The organism is Candidatus Magnetominusculus dajiuhuensis, from assembly GCF_046044395.1.
Taxonomy (GTDB): domain Bacteria; phylum Nitrospirota; class Thermodesulfovibrionia; order Thermodesulfovibrionales; family Magnetobacteriaceae; genus Magnetominusculus; species Magnetominusculus dajiuhuensis.
This window is the reverse complement of sequence record NZ_JBJUSG010000077.1, coordinates 1-17,800: the sequence shown is the minus strand read 5'-3', so window position 1 is coordinate 17,800 and position 17,800 is coordinate 1. Positions and strand designations below refer to the sequence as shown.

The 17,800-nt window shown below is 48.0% G+C and carries 21 protein-coding genes; 14 read left to right on the top strand and 7 right to left on the bottom strand.

The genetic code is table 11. The features are described from left to right. Positions 1–296: 296 nt before the first annotated feature. The gene (locus AB7D94_RS11130) at positions 297–482 is read left to right on the top strand and encodes a hypothetical protein (RefSeq protein WP_420265952.1); all 186 of its coding nucleotides are present in this window, start codon (positions 297–299) and stop codon (positions 480–482) included. 322 nt (positions 483–804) lie between these two features. Next, positions 805–1,443, top strand: a complete 639-nt coding sequence (locus tag AB7D94_RS11125) for a hypothetical protein (protein WP_420265951.1) — start codon at positions 805–807, stop codon at positions 1,441–1,443. 79 nt (positions 1,444–1,522) lie between these two features. Here the strand turns inward: AB7D94_RS11125 and AB7D94_RS11120 are convergent, their stop codons facing one another. Then, positions 1,523–2,170, bottom strand: a complete 648-nt coding sequence (locus AB7D94_RS11120) for a tetratricopeptide repeat protein (RefSeq protein ID WP_420265950.1) — start codon at positions 2,168–2,170, stop codon at positions 1,523–1,525. A 102-nt stretch (positions 2,171–2,272) separates the two neighbouring features. Here AB7D94_RS11120 and AB7D94_RS11115 point away from each other — a divergent pair, with 102 nt between their 5' ends. The 4 genes from AB7D94_RS11115 to AB7D94_RS11100 are packed head-to-tail and all read left to right on the top strand — an operon-like array spanning position 2,273 to position 5,207. Next, a complete protein-coding gene (locus AB7D94_RS11115) occupies positions 2,273–2,743 on the top strand; it encodes a Fur family transcriptional regulator (RefSeq protein ID WP_420265949.1) in 471 nt (156 codons plus the stop codon). Then, the gene (locus AB7D94_RS11110; protein WP_420265948.1) at positions 2,743–3,639 is read left to right on the top strand and encodes a metal ABC transporter solute-binding protein, Zn/Mn family; all 897 of its coding nucleotides are present in this window, start codon (positions 2,743–2,745) and stop codon (positions 3,637–3,639) included. Before AB7D94_RS11115 ends, AB7D94_RS11110 begins: the two co-directional genes overlap by 1 nt. After that, positions 3,636–4,388: a metal ABC transporter ATP-binding protein gene (locus AB7D94_RS11105; RefSeq protein ID WP_420265947.1), complete on the top strand. Its 753-nt coding sequence runs from the start codon at positions 3,636–3,638 to the stop codon at positions 4,386–4,388. Before AB7D94_RS11110 ends, AB7D94_RS11105 begins: the two co-directional genes overlap by 4 nt. 9 nt (positions 4,389–4,397) lie before the next feature. Next, a complete protein-coding gene (locus AB7D94_RS11100; protein ID WP_420265946.1) occupies positions 4,398–5,207 on the top strand; it encodes a metal ABC transporter permease in 810 nt (269 codons plus the stop codon). Positions 5,208–5,273: 66 nt separating this feature from the next. Here AB7D94_RS11100 and AB7D94_RS11095 read toward each other — a convergent pair whose 3' ends face one another. The 3 genes from AB7D94_RS11095 to AB7D94_RS11085 all read right to left on the bottom strand — a co-directional run bounded on the left by AB7D94_RS11095 (position 5,274) and on the right by AB7D94_RS11085 (position 6,543). Beyond that, positions 5,274–5,633 (bottom strand): HepT-like ribonuclease domain-containing protein, encoded by a 360-nt coding sequence (locus tag AB7D94_RS11095; protein WP_420265945.1) that lies wholly within the window; start codon positions 5,631–5,633, stop codon positions 5,274–5,276. Further along, positions 5,626–5,910: a nucleotidyltransferase family protein gene (locus AB7D94_RS11090; RefSeq protein ID WP_420265944.1), complete on the bottom strand. Its 285-nt coding sequence runs from the start codon at positions 5,908–5,910 to the stop codon at positions 5,626–5,628. The genes AB7D94_RS11095 and AB7D94_RS11090 overlap by 8 nt, the downstream gene beginning before the upstream one ends. Before the next feature lie 327 nt (positions 5,911–6,237). Further along, complete coding sequence (locus AB7D94_RS11085; protein WP_420265943.1) at positions 6,238–6,543, bottom strand: hypothetical protein; 306 nt, start codon at positions 6,541–6,543, stop codon at positions 6,238–6,240. Positions 6,544–7,106: 563 nt separating this feature from the next. Here AB7D94_RS11085 and AB7D94_RS11080 point away from each other — a divergent pair. Then, positions 7,107–8,387 carry a two-component system sensor histidine kinase NtrB gene (locus AB7D94_RS11080; protein ID WP_420265942.1) on the top strand — a complete coding sequence of 427 codons (1,281 nt, stop codon included), beginning with the start codon at positions 7,107–7,109 and terminating at the stop codon, positions 8,385–8,387. A gap of 88 nt (positions 8,388–8,475) precedes the next feature. Here the strand turns inward: AB7D94_RS11080 and AB7D94_RS11075 are convergent, their stop codons facing one another. From AB7D94_RS11075 to AB7D94_RS11065, 3 genes are all read right to left on the bottom strand, one after another. After that, positions 8,476–8,799: a TRL domain-containing protein gene (locus AB7D94_RS11075; protein WP_420265941.1), complete on the bottom strand. Its 324-nt coding sequence runs from the start codon at positions 8,797–8,799 to the stop codon at positions 8,476–8,478. Between the two features lie 121 nt (positions 8,800–8,920). Then, positions 8,921–9,388, bottom strand: coding sequence for a hypothetical protein (locus AB7D94_RS11070; RefSeq protein WP_420265940.1), 468 nt, complete (start codon positions 9,386–9,388; stop codon positions 8,921–8,923). 145 nt (positions 9,389–9,533) lie between these two features. Continuing rightward, on the bottom strand, positions 9,534–11,000 hold the full coding sequence (locus tag AB7D94_RS11065; RefSeq protein WP_420265939.1) for a hypothetical protein: 1,467 nt from the start codon (positions 10,998–11,000) through the stop codon (positions 9,534–9,536). A 153-nt stretch (positions 11,001–11,153) separates the two neighbouring features. Between AB7D94_RS11065 and AB7D94_RS11060 the strand changes: the two genes are divergently transcribed. The 7 genes from AB7D94_RS11060 to fliS all read left to right on the top strand — a co-directional run bounded on the left by AB7D94_RS11060 (position 11,154) and on the right by fliS (position 17,698). Next, positions 11,154–11,717, top strand: coding sequence for a hypothetical protein (locus AB7D94_RS11060; RefSeq protein WP_420265938.1), 564 nt, complete (start codon positions 11,154–11,156; stop codon positions 11,715–11,717). Next, positions 11,717–12,913 carry a hypothetical protein gene (locus AB7D94_RS11055; protein ID WP_420265937.1) on the top strand — a complete coding sequence of 399 codons (1,197 nt, stop codon included), beginning with the start codon at positions 11,717–11,719 and terminating at the stop codon, positions 12,911–12,913. The genes AB7D94_RS11060 and AB7D94_RS11055 overlap by 1 nt, the downstream gene beginning before the upstream one ends. 167 nt (positions 12,914–13,080) lie before the next feature. After that, positions 13,081–14,085 carry a flagellin N-terminal helical domain-containing protein gene (locus AB7D94_RS11050; protein ID WP_420265936.1) on the top strand — a complete coding sequence of 335 codons (1,005 nt, stop codon included), beginning with the start codon at positions 13,081–13,083 and terminating at the stop codon, positions 14,083–14,085. Positions 14,086–14,260: 175 nt separating this feature from the next. Next, complete coding sequence (locus AB7D94_RS11045; RefSeq protein WP_420265935.1) at positions 14,261–15,262, top strand: flagellin N-terminal helical domain-containing protein; 1,002 nt, start codon at positions 14,261–14,263, stop codon at positions 15,260–15,262. Between the two features lie 105 nt (positions 15,263–15,367). After that, the gene (locus tag AB7D94_RS11040) at positions 15,368–15,769 is read left to right on the top strand and encodes a flagellar protein FlaG (RefSeq protein ID WP_420265934.1); all 402 of its coding nucleotides are present in this window, start codon (positions 15,368–15,370) and stop codon (positions 15,767–15,769) included. Further along, entirely contained in the window at positions 15,769–17,265 is a 1,497-nt protein-coding gene (gene fliD / locus AB7D94_RS11035; RefSeq protein WP_420265933.1) for a flagellar filament capping protein FliD, read from the top strand. The genes AB7D94_RS11040 and fliD overlap by 1 nt, the downstream gene beginning before the upstream one ends. A 13-nt stretch (positions 17,266–17,278) precedes the next feature. Then, positions 17,279–17,698, top strand: coding sequence for a flagellar export chaperone FliS (fliS, locus tag AB7D94_RS11030; protein WP_420265932.1), 420 nt, complete (start codon positions 17,279–17,281; stop codon positions 17,696–17,698). Positions 17,699–17,800 lie beyond the last annotated feature (102 nt).

Here is a 17,800-nt window from a genome sequence, read left to right as displayed (position 1 = left end):
GCATATTCTGAGGCATAAGGACAGATTCCGGACAAGCCGGAATGACAAAAATAAGTGAGACAATTTCTAATGTGTTTGCCCTGCGTCAAAATGTCACAAAATATTTCATCAGGTACCAACAGCGAATATAGGGAAAAATATTCCGCCATAGGAAATTATTTCCTGCTTTTGTATTAAAACAGGGCCAAGTGATGTTGCTCTATCAACGATTCATGTCTTTGGCATGATATATGCCGACACGACTTTAGTGTGCGAATACGTACAACGTTAATTAGTGGAAAACGGAGGTAATCAAAATGGTATCATCGGTAGGCGGTCAAATAAACCCATATGCGACTCAGCAGGCTCAGAGTGGTAAACATACACACGGGCACCACCATAAGAAATCCGGTGCGGGGAAGACGCAATCCTCTTCACAGTCCAGTACAACGAACACGGCTCAGGGCGGCAATTCCAGCTCATCGGTAAACCTGATTGCGTAGATACGGGAAAGGATTCAACGAAAGATACATAAGGGAAGTCTCCACACAAGGGGGCTTCCCTTTTGCCGATGCGGTTTTCGAAGGCCATCAGGAGAATTTTTTTTTTGATAACCACACTAAACCTTTTTGCAATTCGGGGTGTCTATAGGGCATTGATTCGAAACTGTTTCTGAAAATGTGTGAAGACTTTAAAATGAAGGGCTTATGATGGGATAAAGTTGTCATAAGGTGGCCTTGACTATGGTGTCCGCTTCGTATAGACTATAGGCGAGCCAATTTTATTGGTGAAACCCACTAAAAAGCAAAGAGGAGAAATGGAGAGATGAAAACAAAGATTTATGTTCTGGCAATTGTCGTGGCAGGGTTATTTGTCTTTGGGCAGAGCGTATATGCCATTGACGCACCTGGCAACTTTACTGTACCGGGCGGCTTTAATGGAACCGTCGGCTTTGGCACACCTGGCAATATGATCGGACACGGCGGTGCTATGTTACAACCTGGAGGAAGCTCTCTTGCGGTAGGCAGCGACGGCACCTCTTATATAGCGTCACCTAATGCCACAGACAACATCACGGCAATGACGTCAACCGTATTGGCGATAACCAGCGCGGGGGGAAAAAACTCGATCACGTTGCATGGCATGGCCGGGAAGCTCATAGTCGGACAAGGGGCCTCCTCCAGCAATTATCTCATCGCCCCGGCCGTCGTCCATGCGACTGCCACAGCTAGTCCTTCGACGGTATTGTACATAATGTCGCTGCCACTGAGTCAGAGCGCCACGCCGACATCTGTCAATTTAGAGGGTATGAGAACATCCATGCCGGTAGTGGTAAGCGGCAACATATACATTACCACGGCGGTCTGGACTGCCAGCACCACCAAGGGCGGCGCACCCACCAAGACCTCGTATTTGTATGTCGTTAGTTTAAGCGGTGCGATAGTCTCGCAGGTATCGTATTAGGAATATCTCCAAGGGAGGCGGCTGTGGTTTCTGCAGTCGTCTCCCCTCACCACAACCAGCTCATGCCTGATATACCTGTCTATTTACATTCACCTGTAGATTTAACATGTTGGGCATACTCGCACATGCCAAGTTCGCAGGCACGGGCAATATCACCGCATCCGTTTGTCTTATCGCCCTTAGTCATGTATACAATAGCCCTGTTGTAGTAGGCCGCGGCAAAATTCCTGTTAATTTCCAGTGCCTTTGTATAGTCCGCAGTGGCATTGTCATATTCCTTTTTACCCTCAAAAAAGGCAATCCCTCTGTTGTAGTATGCCTCGGCAAAATCCTTCTTAATCTTTATGGCCTCGCTATACTCAGCAACGGCCTTGTCATAGTCCTTTTTCCCAATGCGATATACTTCTCCCAAACTGTTATGCGCCTCGGCGTATTTTGGGTTAAGTTGTACCGCCCTGCTAAGGCCAACTATGGCATTTTCATAGTCATGCTTCTCTTTACCGAATATAAGCCCAAGGTTGTAGTATGCCTCGGCTAAATATGGGTTAATCTTCAATGCCTTGGTGAAATCGGCGATTGCCTTGTCGAAATCCCCTTTATCCATGTACTTGATTGCGCGGCTGAAATACTTGTCTGCGGCACCTGCACCGGCAGCCTGCACCGGTAAAAAGGCAATCAGCAACAAGAGAAGCGCAACGGCACTGACTCTAAAAATAGGGTAACTCATCTGTAGTATCCTCCATTGTGCAGTTATCTCCAATGTATGTATTGTACAACTTTTACGGGAATTACGGCAAGGCAGCCCCCAATTAAGAAGCAGGGGGACGTATTGACAAATGCAACCCCGTTGCAATACAATCTCCGCATGAGACAACAAACACTTGAGGCACTGAAAGACAAGGGGTTTCGTCTGACTAAGATAAGAAAACTTATTATAGAGGTATTCTTCTCTAACGCGGGCGCACCTATATCTGCCCCGGAGCTGAGGACACATCTCCTTGCCTTAGACGTGAAGGCAAATAAGACGACAATCTATCGCGAACTGGATTTTTTATCTGCCCAGGGCATAATCGTGGAAGTCAATGCCGGTGACGGCAGGAAGCGATATGAGCTTGACCGCCTCGGCCATCACCACCACATCTTGTGCCTGAGGTGCAGTGCCGTTGAGTGCGTGGCGATTGAAGATTGCGCGCTGGAAGAGCAGTTAAGCCGTGTTGATTTGAAGAATTTTAAAGTTACCGGCCATGCGTTGAATTTTTTTGGCATCTGCGCGGGGTGTAGCCCCTGCACGGAGTGCTGATGAGGTATTACTGTCTGACTCTATACCAGTCGCTGCTGATAGTGGCCACGTTCACTGCCTTATTTATATTGCCAGCAAGGGCAAATGCCACTATTGCAGCCGCGGCGTCGTTTTATCCCCTTGCCCACTTTGCTAAACAGGTAGGGGGTACCCTCAATGATGTACAAACCATAGTCCCCTCCGGCGTAGAACCGCACGAATTCGACCCTGCGCCCAAGGACATAAGACGCATATATGCCTCAAAGGTGTTTATATTTAATGGAGCGGGCATTGATTTATGGGCGGAGAAAATTGCGCCGGACTTAGAGAAAAAAGGGGTTCTCACGGTAAACGCCACATCAGGCATCACACTTTTGACAACTCACGGGCAGGCAGACCCACACGTATGGGTTGACCCCGTGCTCGCCCAAAAAGAGGTCGAACTCATACGTGATTCATTCATAAAGGCTGACCCGGAAAACGAGTCGGTCTACAAAAAAAACGCGGCGGCGTATCTGGATAAATTAAGGATATTAGACGGGAAATTCAGAGACGGCCTTAAATCCTGCGCCACACGAAAGATTGTGGTAAGCCACGGTGCATTTGCGTACTTAGCGGCTCGATATAACTTAGAAACCATTGTATTAAGCGGCCTTTCACCGTCTGAGGAACCATCGCCGCGGCGCTTGGGGGAGGCCGTTAAGGCTGCCCGCAGAGATGGGATAAAATATATCTTTTTTGAATCCCTCGTAAGTCCGAAAATAGCCGACACCGTGGCTCGTGAAATAGGGGCGGCAACGCTGGTTCTAAACCCGATAGAAGGGCTGACGCCCACCGACGCAGCGGCAGGCAGAGATTATGTCTCCATTATGGAGGACAACCTGAAAAACCTTCGCATAGCGCTCTCCTGCCAATGAAAACAACATACTGCATAGAAGTCGAAAACCTCAATTTCAGCTTCGACAAAAATGTCGTCATAGAAGACGTGAGTTTTCAAATCACCGACGGGCAGTACACCGGCCTGATAGGGCCAAATGGAGGCGGCAAGACCACGCTTATCAGAATAATACTCGGCCTTCTTACGCCGTCATCCGGTAGTGTGAGGCTCTTTGGGGAGCCTGCCAACGGGTTTATGAGGCGTTACCTGATTGGCTATGTACCTCAGAACGCCTCACAGGCGGAGTTTTACTTTCCCGCCACAGCGCACGAAATCGTCAGAAGTGGCCGCACAGCCAGAGTGGGCATGTTCAGGCGCTTCACAAAGGCGGACAATGCAGCCATCACTCATGCGATGGAAACCGCTGGGGTGGCGCATCTGAAGGACCGGCTCATCGGAAAACTCTCCGGCGGCCAGCGCCAGCGTGTATTTATCGCGCGTGCCCTGGCCGGAGACCCGAAAGTCCTGATCCTTGACGAACCGGCCGTTGGCGTGGATACTGCCTCAAAGGAGCGGTTCTATGAGTTCCTGCATGAGCTGAATAAAAACAGCGGCATAACCATCCTGTTTGTCACGCATGACTTAGGGGTTATAGCGCGTGAGGTAGAGACTGTCCTGTGTCTGAACACAAGGCTGCTGTGCCACAGCGACCCGGGGGTTTTCACTGAGGACAAGCTAATAGAAATCGCATATGGCGGCAAGGTAACGCCGGTGATACACGGTCACTGAGAGGGGGGCATGATGCCGGAGATATTTCAATTTGACTTTATGCTGAGGGCGTTTGCCGCGGGGGCGATTTTGGCCGTAATTGCCCCGGTGATAGGGATTTTTATGGTCGTCAGGCGGTATTCCCTGATGGCGGACACATTGGCGCACATTTCACTGACGGGGGTGGCGGCGGGGATGCTGACTAAGACGTACCCGCTGGGTGGGGCGCTTGCCGTGTCGGTTATAGCGGCCGTGGGGATAGAGAAACTGCGCACATCAAGGGCGGTGTTTGGGGAGTCTGCCGTAGCGCTTTTTTTCTGGGGCGGGATGGCGGCGGCGGTTGTGTTGTTAAGCATGGCGGGGGGATTTAATGTCGGGTTGTTTGCGTATCTCTTTGGAAGCATTTCAACAGTAACGACGAGGGACTTATATCTTATCGCGGCCTTGGGGGTTTTAATTCTTGCGACTATTTTTCTGCTTTATAAGGAGCTGTTTTTCGTGTCCTTTGACGAATCTCTGGCAAGGGCAAACGGGCTGAGGGCGGAGAGATTTAATCTTGTCATAATCGTTTTAGCGGCGGTGGCGATAGTGCTTGCGATGCCGATAGTAGGCGCGCTTCTGATTGGCGCCCTGATGGTGGTGCCTGTGGTAACGGCGATGCAGTTTGCGGTGAGTTTCAGGCAAACGCTCTTCATATCAATAGGAATATCGCTGATTTCGGTGATAAGCGGGTTGGTCTTATCGTATTACCTCGACATAGCAAGTGGCGGCACAATAGTAATAACGGCATTAGGGATTTTCGCGCTGGTATGGCTGATAACCGCTAAAAAAAGGTCATAAAACCCAATTGCTTATGATTAAAGACGACGGGGGATTATCCCCCCGTTGGCGGCTTCGGTACTCCGGCTATAGGCTGTTATGCCTCAGACTGTCCGGTTGAAGAATACTCTGAATCTCCTTCTTAAGTTCAGGCAGCCGGTTCTGAATTATGTCCCATAGCAGTTGATTGTCAATGCCAAAATACTCATGTGCAAGCACATTTCTGAAAAGATAGACTTTTTTCCAATCTACTGCCGGATATTTATCCTTGACCTCTTGTGGAATATTCTTTGCGGCCTCTCCGATTATTTCAAGGTTACGGATTACCGCATCATAAGTTTTATCATCAACTATGAACTCCTCAAATGAAGCTGTGCCGATGAACCTCTGAATCTTCACAGCAGCAGTCAGAATGTCTTCAAGGTAAAGTCTATAACCTCTACGCATAGGTGACTTCACTAAGAATGACATCCTTCATTTGTGGGCGAATGGCATTCATGGTTACCAAATCTACCTCTCTACCCAACAAGTCTTCGAGATAAAATTTCAGTTCAGCATAGTTGTTAAAAGTAACATATCCCTCCTCAAATTCAACAAGAACATCAATGTCACTTTCTGCTTTTGCCTCCCCACGGGCAAAGGAACCAAACACCCCTATAGAGGTGAGATGGAATTGGCTCTTTATCACGTTATAGTGGCTTTTCAATATCTCGATGACGTTCATGCACTCTCTTTGTTAATTTATAAATTCACTTCTTAATTACAATAGTGGAACATAATCAGATGGTATCCGTCAAGTATGTGGTATATCCTGTGGTATATCCCAAGCTCTGATAGAGGAATTTGCACCTGCCAATATAAAGGGTTTTTTGGGGCATTTTTATCATTTATAATATTGCCATTCCATTGTTGTGTATCATAAACAATAAAAGATTTATCTTAACTGTTAAATAGATTATACGCTATCACTCCTATCCTGAAAAACACCGCGTTGGCATATGTCTGGCCACAAGGCATACGCTCCATTCCAAATCCACCTTTTAACTCTTTGTTAAAATTCTCCGCGTCCTTTCTTTGGCTCGTACCACATTGCCTCTTCTATCGCTTTTATAATCGCTTTTACCGCTTTATCATGGACTGCCGTTATTCCCCATTTAACTGCATCTTCCTCTAACCTGTTTATCAGCTCCGCCTGATATGACGCACTGTCTGCCCTGTATGCCTTTATCTTCTTGCCCTTTGGCATTCGATTCTTACATTCTGTGTAAAAATCCTTATGCCCAAACGCAGGGGATGTATTGCCCTCTCTGAACTCATCATATATACACAGATTGGCCTCATATAAAAACCCAAGCATCGGCATCCCTTATTGCCCTTATATGTAAAGTTCGCTTACTCTTTTTCCCCTATTACCTCCGTAGCGTCACAGGTGATATTTTATATCATCTGCTACCCTTAAAGCACGGGGGCTTTTAACTCTTTTCGCTTCTCTATGTCGGTTCTAGGGCACCAGCCGAAACAACATTATTGTGTGGTCATCAGTGCCGGATGTGCTGATCCTCTCCTCAACATTTTTTAAATATTTTTGCATTTTTCTTCTGAATAGTGAAAATTCGGTCAATATGTAACTGATATGTAATAGGTCATATGTTATAATGCGTAATGTGAGCAGTTTGAAAACTATTTGTGTCCCGGAGGACGATGTCATGGATGTCGTTAGTGAATTTATGTTGACGTTATTTCGCGCACATACATACATACATACATACATACATACATACATACATACAGCTTTAAGCCTTTATTTATTAAAACTTCAACCCCTCAATTTCTGCAACCTTGTACATTGATCCTATCAATGTTCAATGTACCTATTCTCAGTCATGCGGTCAAGGGGAGTCTTTACGCGGGGAGGCTATCATGTTTGTGAATACTTTACAGACGGAACATCGGCACTTGCACAGTAGTGATGATGTGGACGAGAAAAAAAGTACCTCTGACCCAATAAGCCCTTTTGAGAAGATCGGCCTTGCCATTTTGGACGCCTTTGTTATGATGGACGGCACAGGGGTCATAGTATTATGGAATAAGAAGGCAGAGGCAATCTTTGGGTTTACGCAGGCGGAGGCGGTAGGCAGGAAGCTGCATGAATTAGTTATTCCCGAAAGGTATCAACAGAACTATCTGATTGGGCTGAGGACATTCGGGCAAACAGGTCAAAACAGCCTTGCCGGTAAAGCAGTTGAAGTAGAGGCGGTCAAAAAAGACGGCAAAGAGTTTCCGATTGAATTATCAGTGTCATCAGTGGAGACAGAAGGACAATGGTACGCAATTGCTATAATCAGATATATTTCGGAGAAATACGAAAGGCTGAGAAACGAGCAGTTGAGGGCGCTTGAGGTAAGGGTATTAGAGATGGATAGAATGGCGGGTCTTTCTACTTTGTCAGCGGGGTTAGCGCATGAGATAAACAATCCGCTGTCAATTATGAAGGCGTCAGTAAACTACTTCAGCAAAACCCTCGCTGTCTTTGAGCATTTTATGAGGCATACTATGAATTTGCCCGCCCCTGCGGATTTTATAGATACTTACAGAAAATTAGTGGAAGAGTTTAATATAGGCGATTCGATTTCCACAATGTACAAAAAGGTAAATATGTCCAACAGAAATATCGAGAGAATAAAGGAAGTCGTTGATTCTCTCAAGGTGTTCTCGCGCCGCGACGCGCCCGATGTTGAAGATGTGAATATTAACAAAAGTATAGACGAGACATTAGCAATGTTAACAGGGATGGCGGGAGGAGTGAATGTTATCAAAGAATATGCGGTGCTGCCCTTATGTCTATGTGAGGCGAGGGCGATAAATCAATGTTTCTATCAGATACTCAGTAACGCCTTTCGTGCTGTCAAAGATGACGGCAATATAAAGATAACTACTTCGCAAACGAGCACTAACGCAGGCGATATAATCGCAATCACCATAACTGACGACGGAGTGGGCATGTCCGAAGAGACCCTGAAACAGGCATTTATCCCATTTTTTACAACAAGGGAAGTGGGTTCAGGAAAGGGACTAGGGTTATCAATAGTGGAAGGGATAATAAAGCGCCACTCAGGCACTATTGACATTGAAAGTGGGGAAGGCAAAGGTACCAGTGTCACTATATCCCTGCCAGTTATCCAAAATAAGATGTTTCACTAATATCATATGCCATTAATATCATGTCAAAGGCGGAGTTATTTGAGATAACCTCTTTAACCCGCCTGCACTCTGTTAACTACCCGCCCTGCTAACTGCCGACTATCACGGTGCATTGCCTTGTGTATGTGCCGAAGAAACTTTGGCTATAGCTGTCAATGGTAAAGACATCTTTTAATCCGCCGTCACGCATGGCGGCCTCAATTCCGGCATCTCCTATAGTGACCGCACCAAAAAAGGAATAAAGACATGCCTGCCCTTCTCTGAATCCTGAGGAGGCTCGTCCTTTTGCCACGGGTGTTCTGTGATTTGTCATCCCCCAGCCGAACGGCCCGTCCGAGACAAAACCACAGCCTGTCGCCAAAAAACCAACCGCCAATATCAACACTGAAATCACGGCCTTTCTCATAGTCATATATAAACCCCTCCGGTTGCACCGCACAGCCGACTTACCGCTGGAGCGCTCATATCGTCGCGTCTCAGCGTCCAACCCGACCCGGCAAGGGCCGCGTTATTCTCCTACTTCTCTGCCTTCTTTATGCCTCTTTTGACTTTTTAGCAGTTCCTTTTGACATCATCTTTGAGGCGAGTGCTGGTAGAAGATAGAGTTCTTTAGAGATTTCAAGGACGCTGCCGAGATATTTAACGGTCTCATCGGAGAGTTCCGCACCTTTTTTCTGCATATCGCTCAGGTATTTTTCCCAACCCGAATGGTCCCAACTGCCCTTTGTCTTATTAATAAAACTGGCTGTATTTTCTGCGATTCCTGTCATTGCGGTGGTTATCCCGCTTGTGGATGCCGCGGTGTCATAGTATTTTTTCAGAGATTCCAGCAGGGAACCGAGGTAAGACTGCATTTCTCCATCTACGTCAAAACCCATCTTGCCAATCCCCTTCAAAAAATCTGTCCATGCCGTGTGGTCCCATACGCCTTTTTGCTGTTCCACGAATTTTGCTGCGAATTCAATAATGTCATCAAACTGTCCCAAAGTCTTCTTAGCCATCTTTGCCTCCAAGGTCGAAATATCGATCTCATTAAACGTGAGATACAAGCGTGCCTCTATAATACAGAGCCGCCTCCATTTTTGTCAACCGCCGCGTCACAAGAATATTAAACCTCAGGTTGAGGCCATCATTAATCCTGCCGCTCTATTCAAATTTTATAGCAAATATCCTTGACCTTATAAGCAGAAATCTAATTCGGACGATCTTACCGGCAAGCGCCGATAATTCCTCAGTCCCCTTCCATGAGACAGGCCGCCACATGGAGTTCCCCATGACAGGGTCGCAGTCGTCAATGGAAAATCCTTTAAATGGCTGTATCTCGAATTTAGGTCTCAATTCGATTATCTCAATTCTTATTTCGCCACCGGGATATGAAAAGGAATTCAGCAGCAGGCGGCTCCCCTCAAATACGCACGGGTATGTGTAGAACTCACCGCGAAGTGTGGCCTCAACCGCCATAAAGCCGTCTTCTCTGATAATGGCCGCATGGATTGCCGGCCGTTCAGAGACGTATTCATTGTGCGCCCTGCGCGAGAAAAATACGGGAAACGCCCACTTCCCCTCTCCATACGGGACGATGCCGACCCCCGCGTATGTCGTCACCTTCTCATACGACGAATTCTCAGCAAGTATGGGCGTGGTTTTTGGCATCGCCCAGTGATGGGCGTCTCTGCTTACGGCCAGGTGCAGGGTCACGGTGTCAGTGTTTCTATGGTAGAGCGCGGGGAGCATTATATGGGCAGCGTCTGCCCCGGGCCAGCGGTGGTAGGCGTTTGTGTATATGTCCATGGACGGCTCCCATGACGGCTCCGGTGTGAGTACCGGCGTTGGGACAGGGAATTTCTTAAATGTGTCCGATTCCGTCCTCCCAACGATGCGCCGCCCACCAAAACCCGCCGCCGTCTGCGGCGTCCACTGGCGAACATACATGACGTATTTCTTCAGTCCTTCGTCATACAGGGCAACGGACTGCGTATCGCTTGAGAATTTCCCCACGGCTGACGCCATGGCCTTCCAATGGATGCCGTCCGGGGACACTGCCCCGTAGAGCCAGTTCATAAGGCCAGAGTCTTTTTTCGCCGGCCCAAGGCAGACCATTTTATAGCGTGAGTCGGGAGTTGCCGAGGGGTCATAAAAAACCGTCGCGCCGTGGGCGCCTATGTCCCCTCCCTTAGCCCTGGGGCCTACCCCATAGACTATATTGTTGTGACGCGAGCCTTTGTATGAGATCAGCCCCAGGTCGGGGCGGTGCCAGTCCCTGAAATCGCGGGACTGCGCATAGCAGATCTTGTCGTTTTCCTGCCCGTCCTTGTCGAAATCGTATGTCACGTACCAGAGCCGGTAGAGGCCGTCTTCATATCTGAGGGTGCTATAGGCGCCGATATATCCCATCGGGTCATTCTCTATGATGGGACGGCTGAGAATCTCAGGCTGCCCCACGGTAAGAGAAACCCCATAAGGACTGAACCACGGGCGCGTACCATATGTATCCTGATAGTATTTCCAAAACGGCATCCCATATCCCGCCTCCACGTACTGCCAATCGGTGAAGACGTGCTTAGACCCTTTGAGAAATTTTATGGGTATGCGCTGAACTTCAGGGGCGCTCATGCTGGCCTGTGCCTCTGATTTTATAAAAAATTACCTGTTGATATATCCCTTCCATATGGTATACTATATAATAATAAGCGATATAATATAAAGGAAATAAACCTTAATAGAAAATGACCGTACCCCGGTGCGTGAGCCAATGAGTGAGGATGAATGAGCCAAAAAGATTATGAATCAAACTTAGAGACAGCAATCTCGTACCTTAAGATGCAAAATGGGATTGACGCCAGACTGTCAATAAAAAAGGCCCTCTCCCAGGTACCAGACGAAGACAAAAAAGAGGACAACAGCCCTTTCTTAAAGATACTCTCAATGTGCGGCCGGTTTGCTATTGAGGATGGGGATGTCTCACGGGCGGCCTATTACATCAGGCAGGGCCTTAAATTAAAGAGATTCCATGTGGATTTACTCTTCCTCGACATCCTTCTGTCAAAGGCAACCCACCGCTATGGTGATATGCTGACGTCTATCCTTAGCTATCTGGTAGCTATTGACCTGCCCGACAGGGAAATCTATGCGTATGATTTCTTAAATTCGGAGGCGCTGAAAGAGGTTTATGACGTGTATCTGCCCATTGCCTATTCAAACACGCAAAACCACACCCCTGTGATGGAGATAATTCGGGACACCGCGGAAAAATTAAGAAAGATAACCACCGGCGTATATATTGATAAGGCCCGCGATATTATGCGCGCCATAGACCTGAAGTCCAACTAATGGCAAAAGTCGTCATCCCCGTAGGGGAGAATGAACTAAAAGGGACAAACGGCAGGCTTCTCTACATGGCCCGTGCCATGGCCATGAAGGGGATTGCGGTTGATGTGCTGACCTACAGCCGCTCGGTATATGATTTCTCTGTTGAACTGCACAAGGGCTACCCGGCAGTCAAGACTAATATAATTTCCCCTAACCCCATTGCCCTTGACCACATAGCCTCGCTCGTGAACACGTTTATCAAGCTCACCTACGATATGTACATCCCCGGAACCGACATGAAACTCTACAAGGTGACGGCCTTTGACGATTTCAGGGGCCATGTGGCCACGTTTACCTACCCGGGAATAGACTTAACCTCCTATACAGCCGTGATGCTGCCGATTCCTTCGACTGAGGTGCCACCCCTTCCGGACTGCGACATCTTCTACTCTACCATGTGTTTTTACGCGAAGGAACAGGGTGTGCCCATCGTTGGCGTTCAAATGTTCCCGGCCATTCAGACGCCACCTATTTTTCTGCGGACGATCAATTACATCATAATAAAATATGAATGGGAGAAGGAGTATTTAAAGGAATACGGCTTTGACCTGTTGCACGCCTTCATTTTGAACTATGAACAGGAGGCGTATTATATTGATACAATAGAAGACAAGTACATGGATTCACTGCTCAACCCCAGTATCCACCTGCCAAAAGAGGAGCTTGTCATACTGCTTATAAACCATCCGAGACTGCGATTTTGCGTCAAAGAGGCCCTTGAGGCGATAAATGAGCTTGATATGCCCAAGACGGTGTTCTTTATGAAGAGGAAATTCGTCATCAGGGAGCTTTCCGAGGACGATATAATAAACGATTTCTTTATGAATGATATAAAGAAAATAAAGGGCAGGTCGTTTATCATGGAGCCGGACTCAAAGGGCGACCTGATAATGCTCTGCGATGTTATCATCTCGCCGGCCTACCTGACTACGCTGGGTTTTGCCTCAGAATACGGCAAACTCTCAATCGTATATAATCCTATATACGAAAAGAAGGATTTTCAACGCGACGTAGCCTTTGTCAACAACAAGGAAGCACTAAAGACAGCCCTCAATGAATGCTATAAGAAGAAACAGGCAAAGCTGTCCTTTGCCGACATAGTGAAAGGCATAGTCCATGACCAGAAAAAAATGGTGCCCGTAAGCACCCGAAAGTAACATAAATTATTATAATGTGTGGATTTATTAAAGTATTTTCATATTAATCCGATAAAATGTTAGGATAGAGATGAGATTAGAGACAATGATAGATAAAAGCGGCAACGTATCGGCGTCAGCGGCGGCGGTTTGCATCGAAATAAATTATGAAATAACGGGAGGTATCCGTGGCCTTTGTACTTAACACGAATATGATGTCGGTAAATGCTCAGAGAAATCTTATGACGACCGAACAACCCATGCAGCAGGCGACTCAGAGATTGTCCACCGGTATAAGGATCAACTCTGCGGCTGACGACGCGGCTGGTCTTTCCATAGCTACGAGGATGACTTCCCAGTCAAGGGGTCTTAATGTTGCAATAAGAAACGCCAACGATGGTTTGTCTATGGTGCAGACGGCTGAAGGCGCGATGGGCCAGATAACGTCCGACTTGCAGAGAATGAGAGAGCTGGCCGTGCAGTCCACAAGCGGGCAGTATGGCGCCAGCGACACCGGCTCTATGCAGATGGAGATAAACACCCTGGTCGAGAATATCGGACGTATCGCCACAGAGACAGCGTTCAACAACAAGCAGCTCCTTGCCGGCAATTACCAAACGAAATTGGACGTTAGCTATAATGCCAGCGATGCCTCTATTGACGTCAACGTAGGCTCAATGAACACCGATGTCTTAGGCGGGAAAATATTTACCTCAACCGGCAAAAACGGGGCGTATCTCACACTCAAAGACATCCACACGGCGACATCGTCAGGGGTGCGGGGCGTTGGGGATGGCTCATGGATATCCGGCGCAGGGGCGCCTGTGGCGTACAGCTACACGGCAAACGAGGCCATCACATATACCGGAGCCTCATCGCTGTTGGTAAATGGTCAGGCTGGAGGTTACTCTTCGCGGGCCTCAAACGCCATAGCAATAATAGACGGGGCATTGGCCACCATTACAAGCGCGCGGTCTCTGATGGGTGCGAAGGCCAGCCAGTTTAACGCAGCTATATCAAACATTTCCAATGTGGTAGAGACGACCACAGCCGCTCAATCAAGAATTGTGGACGCTGACTTCGCGGCGGAGACGGCGGACATGACAAAGTCAACGATATTGCAAAAGGCCGGCATTTCAGTGCTGTCTCAGGCAAACACGTCGCCTCAAAACGTGCTTGCCCTGTTAAAATAAATGAAATATTAAAGTTTTTAAGCAGAAGTCCGATAAGTATATTAACAGAGTGATGGAGCGGTAAAAGGGATGAGCAGCCCCAATGAGGGGGAAAGGCAGTACGGGACGCACGAGTGAAAAATAGCGGGAAGCTATTTTAGACTAAAATGAGTAACATTACACGGAGGTAGAAGACATGGGTATGACTATCAACACAAACATGCTGTCGGTTGACGCGCAGAGGAATCTTAATGCCACACAAACACCACTAGCCCAGGCAATGCAGAGGTTGTCGTCCGGTCTGAGAATCAACACGTCGGCAGATGATGCCGCCGGTCTTGCTATTGCAACAAGAATGGATTCACAGACAAGGGGTCTTAACGTAGCTATCAACAACGCCAACGATGGTTTGTCTATGGCTCAGACTGCCGGTGGCTCAATGACCCAGATAACGACTAACCTGCAGAGAATGAGAGAGCTGTCCGTGCAGGCAACGAGCGGCCAGTACGGTGCCAGTGACATAGGGTCAATGCAAATGGAAATTAACTCGCTCGTTGAGGACATTGGAAGAATTGCCACTCAAACAACATTCAACAATAAGCCTCTCCTTGACGGCACGTACTCGTCGAGATTGGCGGTCGGTTATAATGCCAGCGACGCGCAGATTTCCATCAGCATAGCTTCCATGAATACAGACGCGTTAGGCGGAAACACATTTTCGGCTACCGGCAAAAATGGAGCGATACTCCATCTCATGGATCTGCACACGGCCACAACGGTCGGGGTGTCCGGCGTGGGGGACGGTTCGTGGCTGTCCGGAGCAGGGGCGCCTGTAGCTTTTAGCTATACTTCAAAAACGACCATTACATATTCTGGAAAGTCGGCGTTGATGGTAAACGGCACAAACGGTTTGACTTCGCAGGCATCAAACGCCATAGCAATAATAGACGGGGCATTGAGCCAGGTAGCATCGTCAAACTCTTCAATGGGCGCTAAGGCCAATGAGTTTAACGCCGCTATATCTAATCTTTCAAATGAAGTCGAGACTACGACTGCCGCCCGTTCAAGAATTATGGACGCCAACTTCGCGTCAGAGACGGCAAACCTGACAAAGTACATGATAATACAGCAAGCTGGTATATCAGTATTGTCTCAGGCTAACACTCAACCACAGAATGTGCTTGCCCTGCTGAAATAGTAGGATAAGATAGTTAAAGGGGAGGCAGGGTTGCCTCCCCATACACTTTTCTAAAATTGCCTGATGATGAGGGCGATATAGAGGAGCGCTTAAAAGGAGGAAGTTATGGATGTTAACCTGAATTCGATGGGTGCATATATAGGCAGCACGACATTGCCGCCTACAGTCACAAACCAGGCCGACAGTGGGCAGGGTGGCAACTCTCAGGCAGGCAATAAGGCCTCTGTTGCCACCATATCGCCGCAAGCGGTAGTTGATCCCAGACAGGCAAATGCCGGTAATAAGGGCGATGAGCATACCGGCGAAAAGGCGATGTCTGATGGAAAGGCGTTTTTTGACGTTGACGATGATAAGAACGTGGTAATAAAAGTTACCGATTCCTCCGGCAAGGTAGTTCAGCAGATACCTGCCGAGCAATATTTGCAAACGATGAAGGTTCTTGACGCCAATGCGAAGAACCTTTTACAATCAAGCAACGGGAACAACCTATACCACAAGGAGGCCTGATGGCTGATGTGACGAGTGCGACGGGTTCAATGGGTTCGACTGGTACGACGGCTGCAACGGGTGTGACGGCGCCATGGACACCTACTGCGCCGCCTGTTGCGCTTTCTACGGGTGTTTCGACCGGGCTTAATACCACCGCGATAATCAATGCGAGTATGCAGGTGGATGTACAGCCATACAACAACCTTGCAACAAAGGCGGCCAGTTACCAGAGTGAAATAAGCGCCTATGGCCAGATTTCCTCAAGTCTGTCCACGCTTCAAAAGGCCGTTGCCGGGCTTACGTCAGCAAATATCAGCGCATTTAACGTCACATCGTCCAATCAGACTATCCTCACGGCCACGGCCTCTGCCAAGGCCTCCCCCGGTAGCTACTCAATAAAGGTAAGCCAACTGGCGCAGAACGAAGAGGTGATTTCACAGGCATATGCCTCCGACGCCACCGTGGCGTTTGCAACCGGTACGCTCAACGTTGGTAACGACGGCCACACAACAACGATTAATATTGATAGAAGCAACAACACGCTCTCTGGCATAAGAGACGCTATAAACAGAAGCGCCACCGACGTTAGTGCGTCGGTGATAAACGATGGTACCGGATACAGGCTCATCGTAAGCACTAAAAACGGTGGCGCAATAAACGGCCTTCAAATAACTGGCACGAGTACAGGCCCGACGGGACTGAATCTAAGCGACCTTTCTTATGATTCATATAACCCGGCTGCTGGCCCGACGACGCTTCTTCAGACAGGCTCAGACGCATCGTTTACCGTTAACGGCCTCGCAATAACAAGCCACACCAACACGCTGACAAATGTCCTTAAAGGCGTGACGATTAACTTGCAGAGCGCCACATCACCCTCAGCGGTAACGTTGAATATAGGGCAGAATTCAGCCTCAAGTTCCACCGGCCTGAAAACGTTTGTCACCGCATACAACGATGTCCTGACCCAATTGAGCCAGGTGTCTTCGCAGGGGCAGCCGCTATACTCCGACATGACGGTAAAGACGATTCAAAGCGCCATACGAACCATGACAACGACATATTTTAACGGCGCTACTTCCATTCTCGCGCAATTTGGGATAAACCATCTCAAAGATGGGACGCTGCAAATTGATACAGCGGCGATGGACAAGGCCGTAAGCTATAATCAACTTGGATTTAACAAACTCCTTGACGCCTTATCCTATAAGTACAGCAGCTATGCGAGCAAGACCCCTTCGGCGTACGGGATGCTCAACAATCTCATTAGCTCCACGATAGCTAATGTGACCACTAATATGCAAACTAATATCTCTACAATCCAGACGCAACAGTCAAGCATGTCAGAGCAGCTTAACAATGAGTATAAAATGTATCAGCAGAAATATGCCAATCTTGAGGCCACTATTTCTCAATTGAAGAGTCAAAGCGGTAGTCTTTCTTCTACTTCAAGCAGCAGTTCCAGCACCACGAGCGGCACCAGTGGGATTCCAACTTTAAATACAACGGCATAACAGGAGGGTAGTAGTGACAAACCCGGCATACGCAAAGAGTGCTTATATAAGCACGGACATAAATAATTTGTCTCCGCTTGATCTCGTGATAAAGCTCTACGACGGGGCAATAGGGTTTTTATCGAAGGCGATTTTTAGCATAGAGAAGAAGAACAGGCCGATGAAGATTCAGTATCTCAACAGAGCCAGGGCCATTGTAGAGGAGTTGATGAGTTCGCTTGATATGGAAATCGGCGGCGAAGTAGCCGTTAGTTTGCATGACCTCTATACCTATATGCTTCTTGAGCTTACAAGGATAAACGCCACTGATTCGATTGACAAGATATATCACATGCAGGAGCTTCTAAGGACATTGAAAAGCGCGTGGGTAGAGGTTAAATCAATCGTACCGCAGTCACCAGCCACGCTGCGCCAGCATATGAGTGTCCACTAATACCCGCCGGAGGAATGGGACCTCTGGCCGTTTGCCTGTTTGGCCGTGTCCTGGATTCCCGCTTTCCAGACTGTGTCACAATAGTAAAGCAGCCCCCCCCCC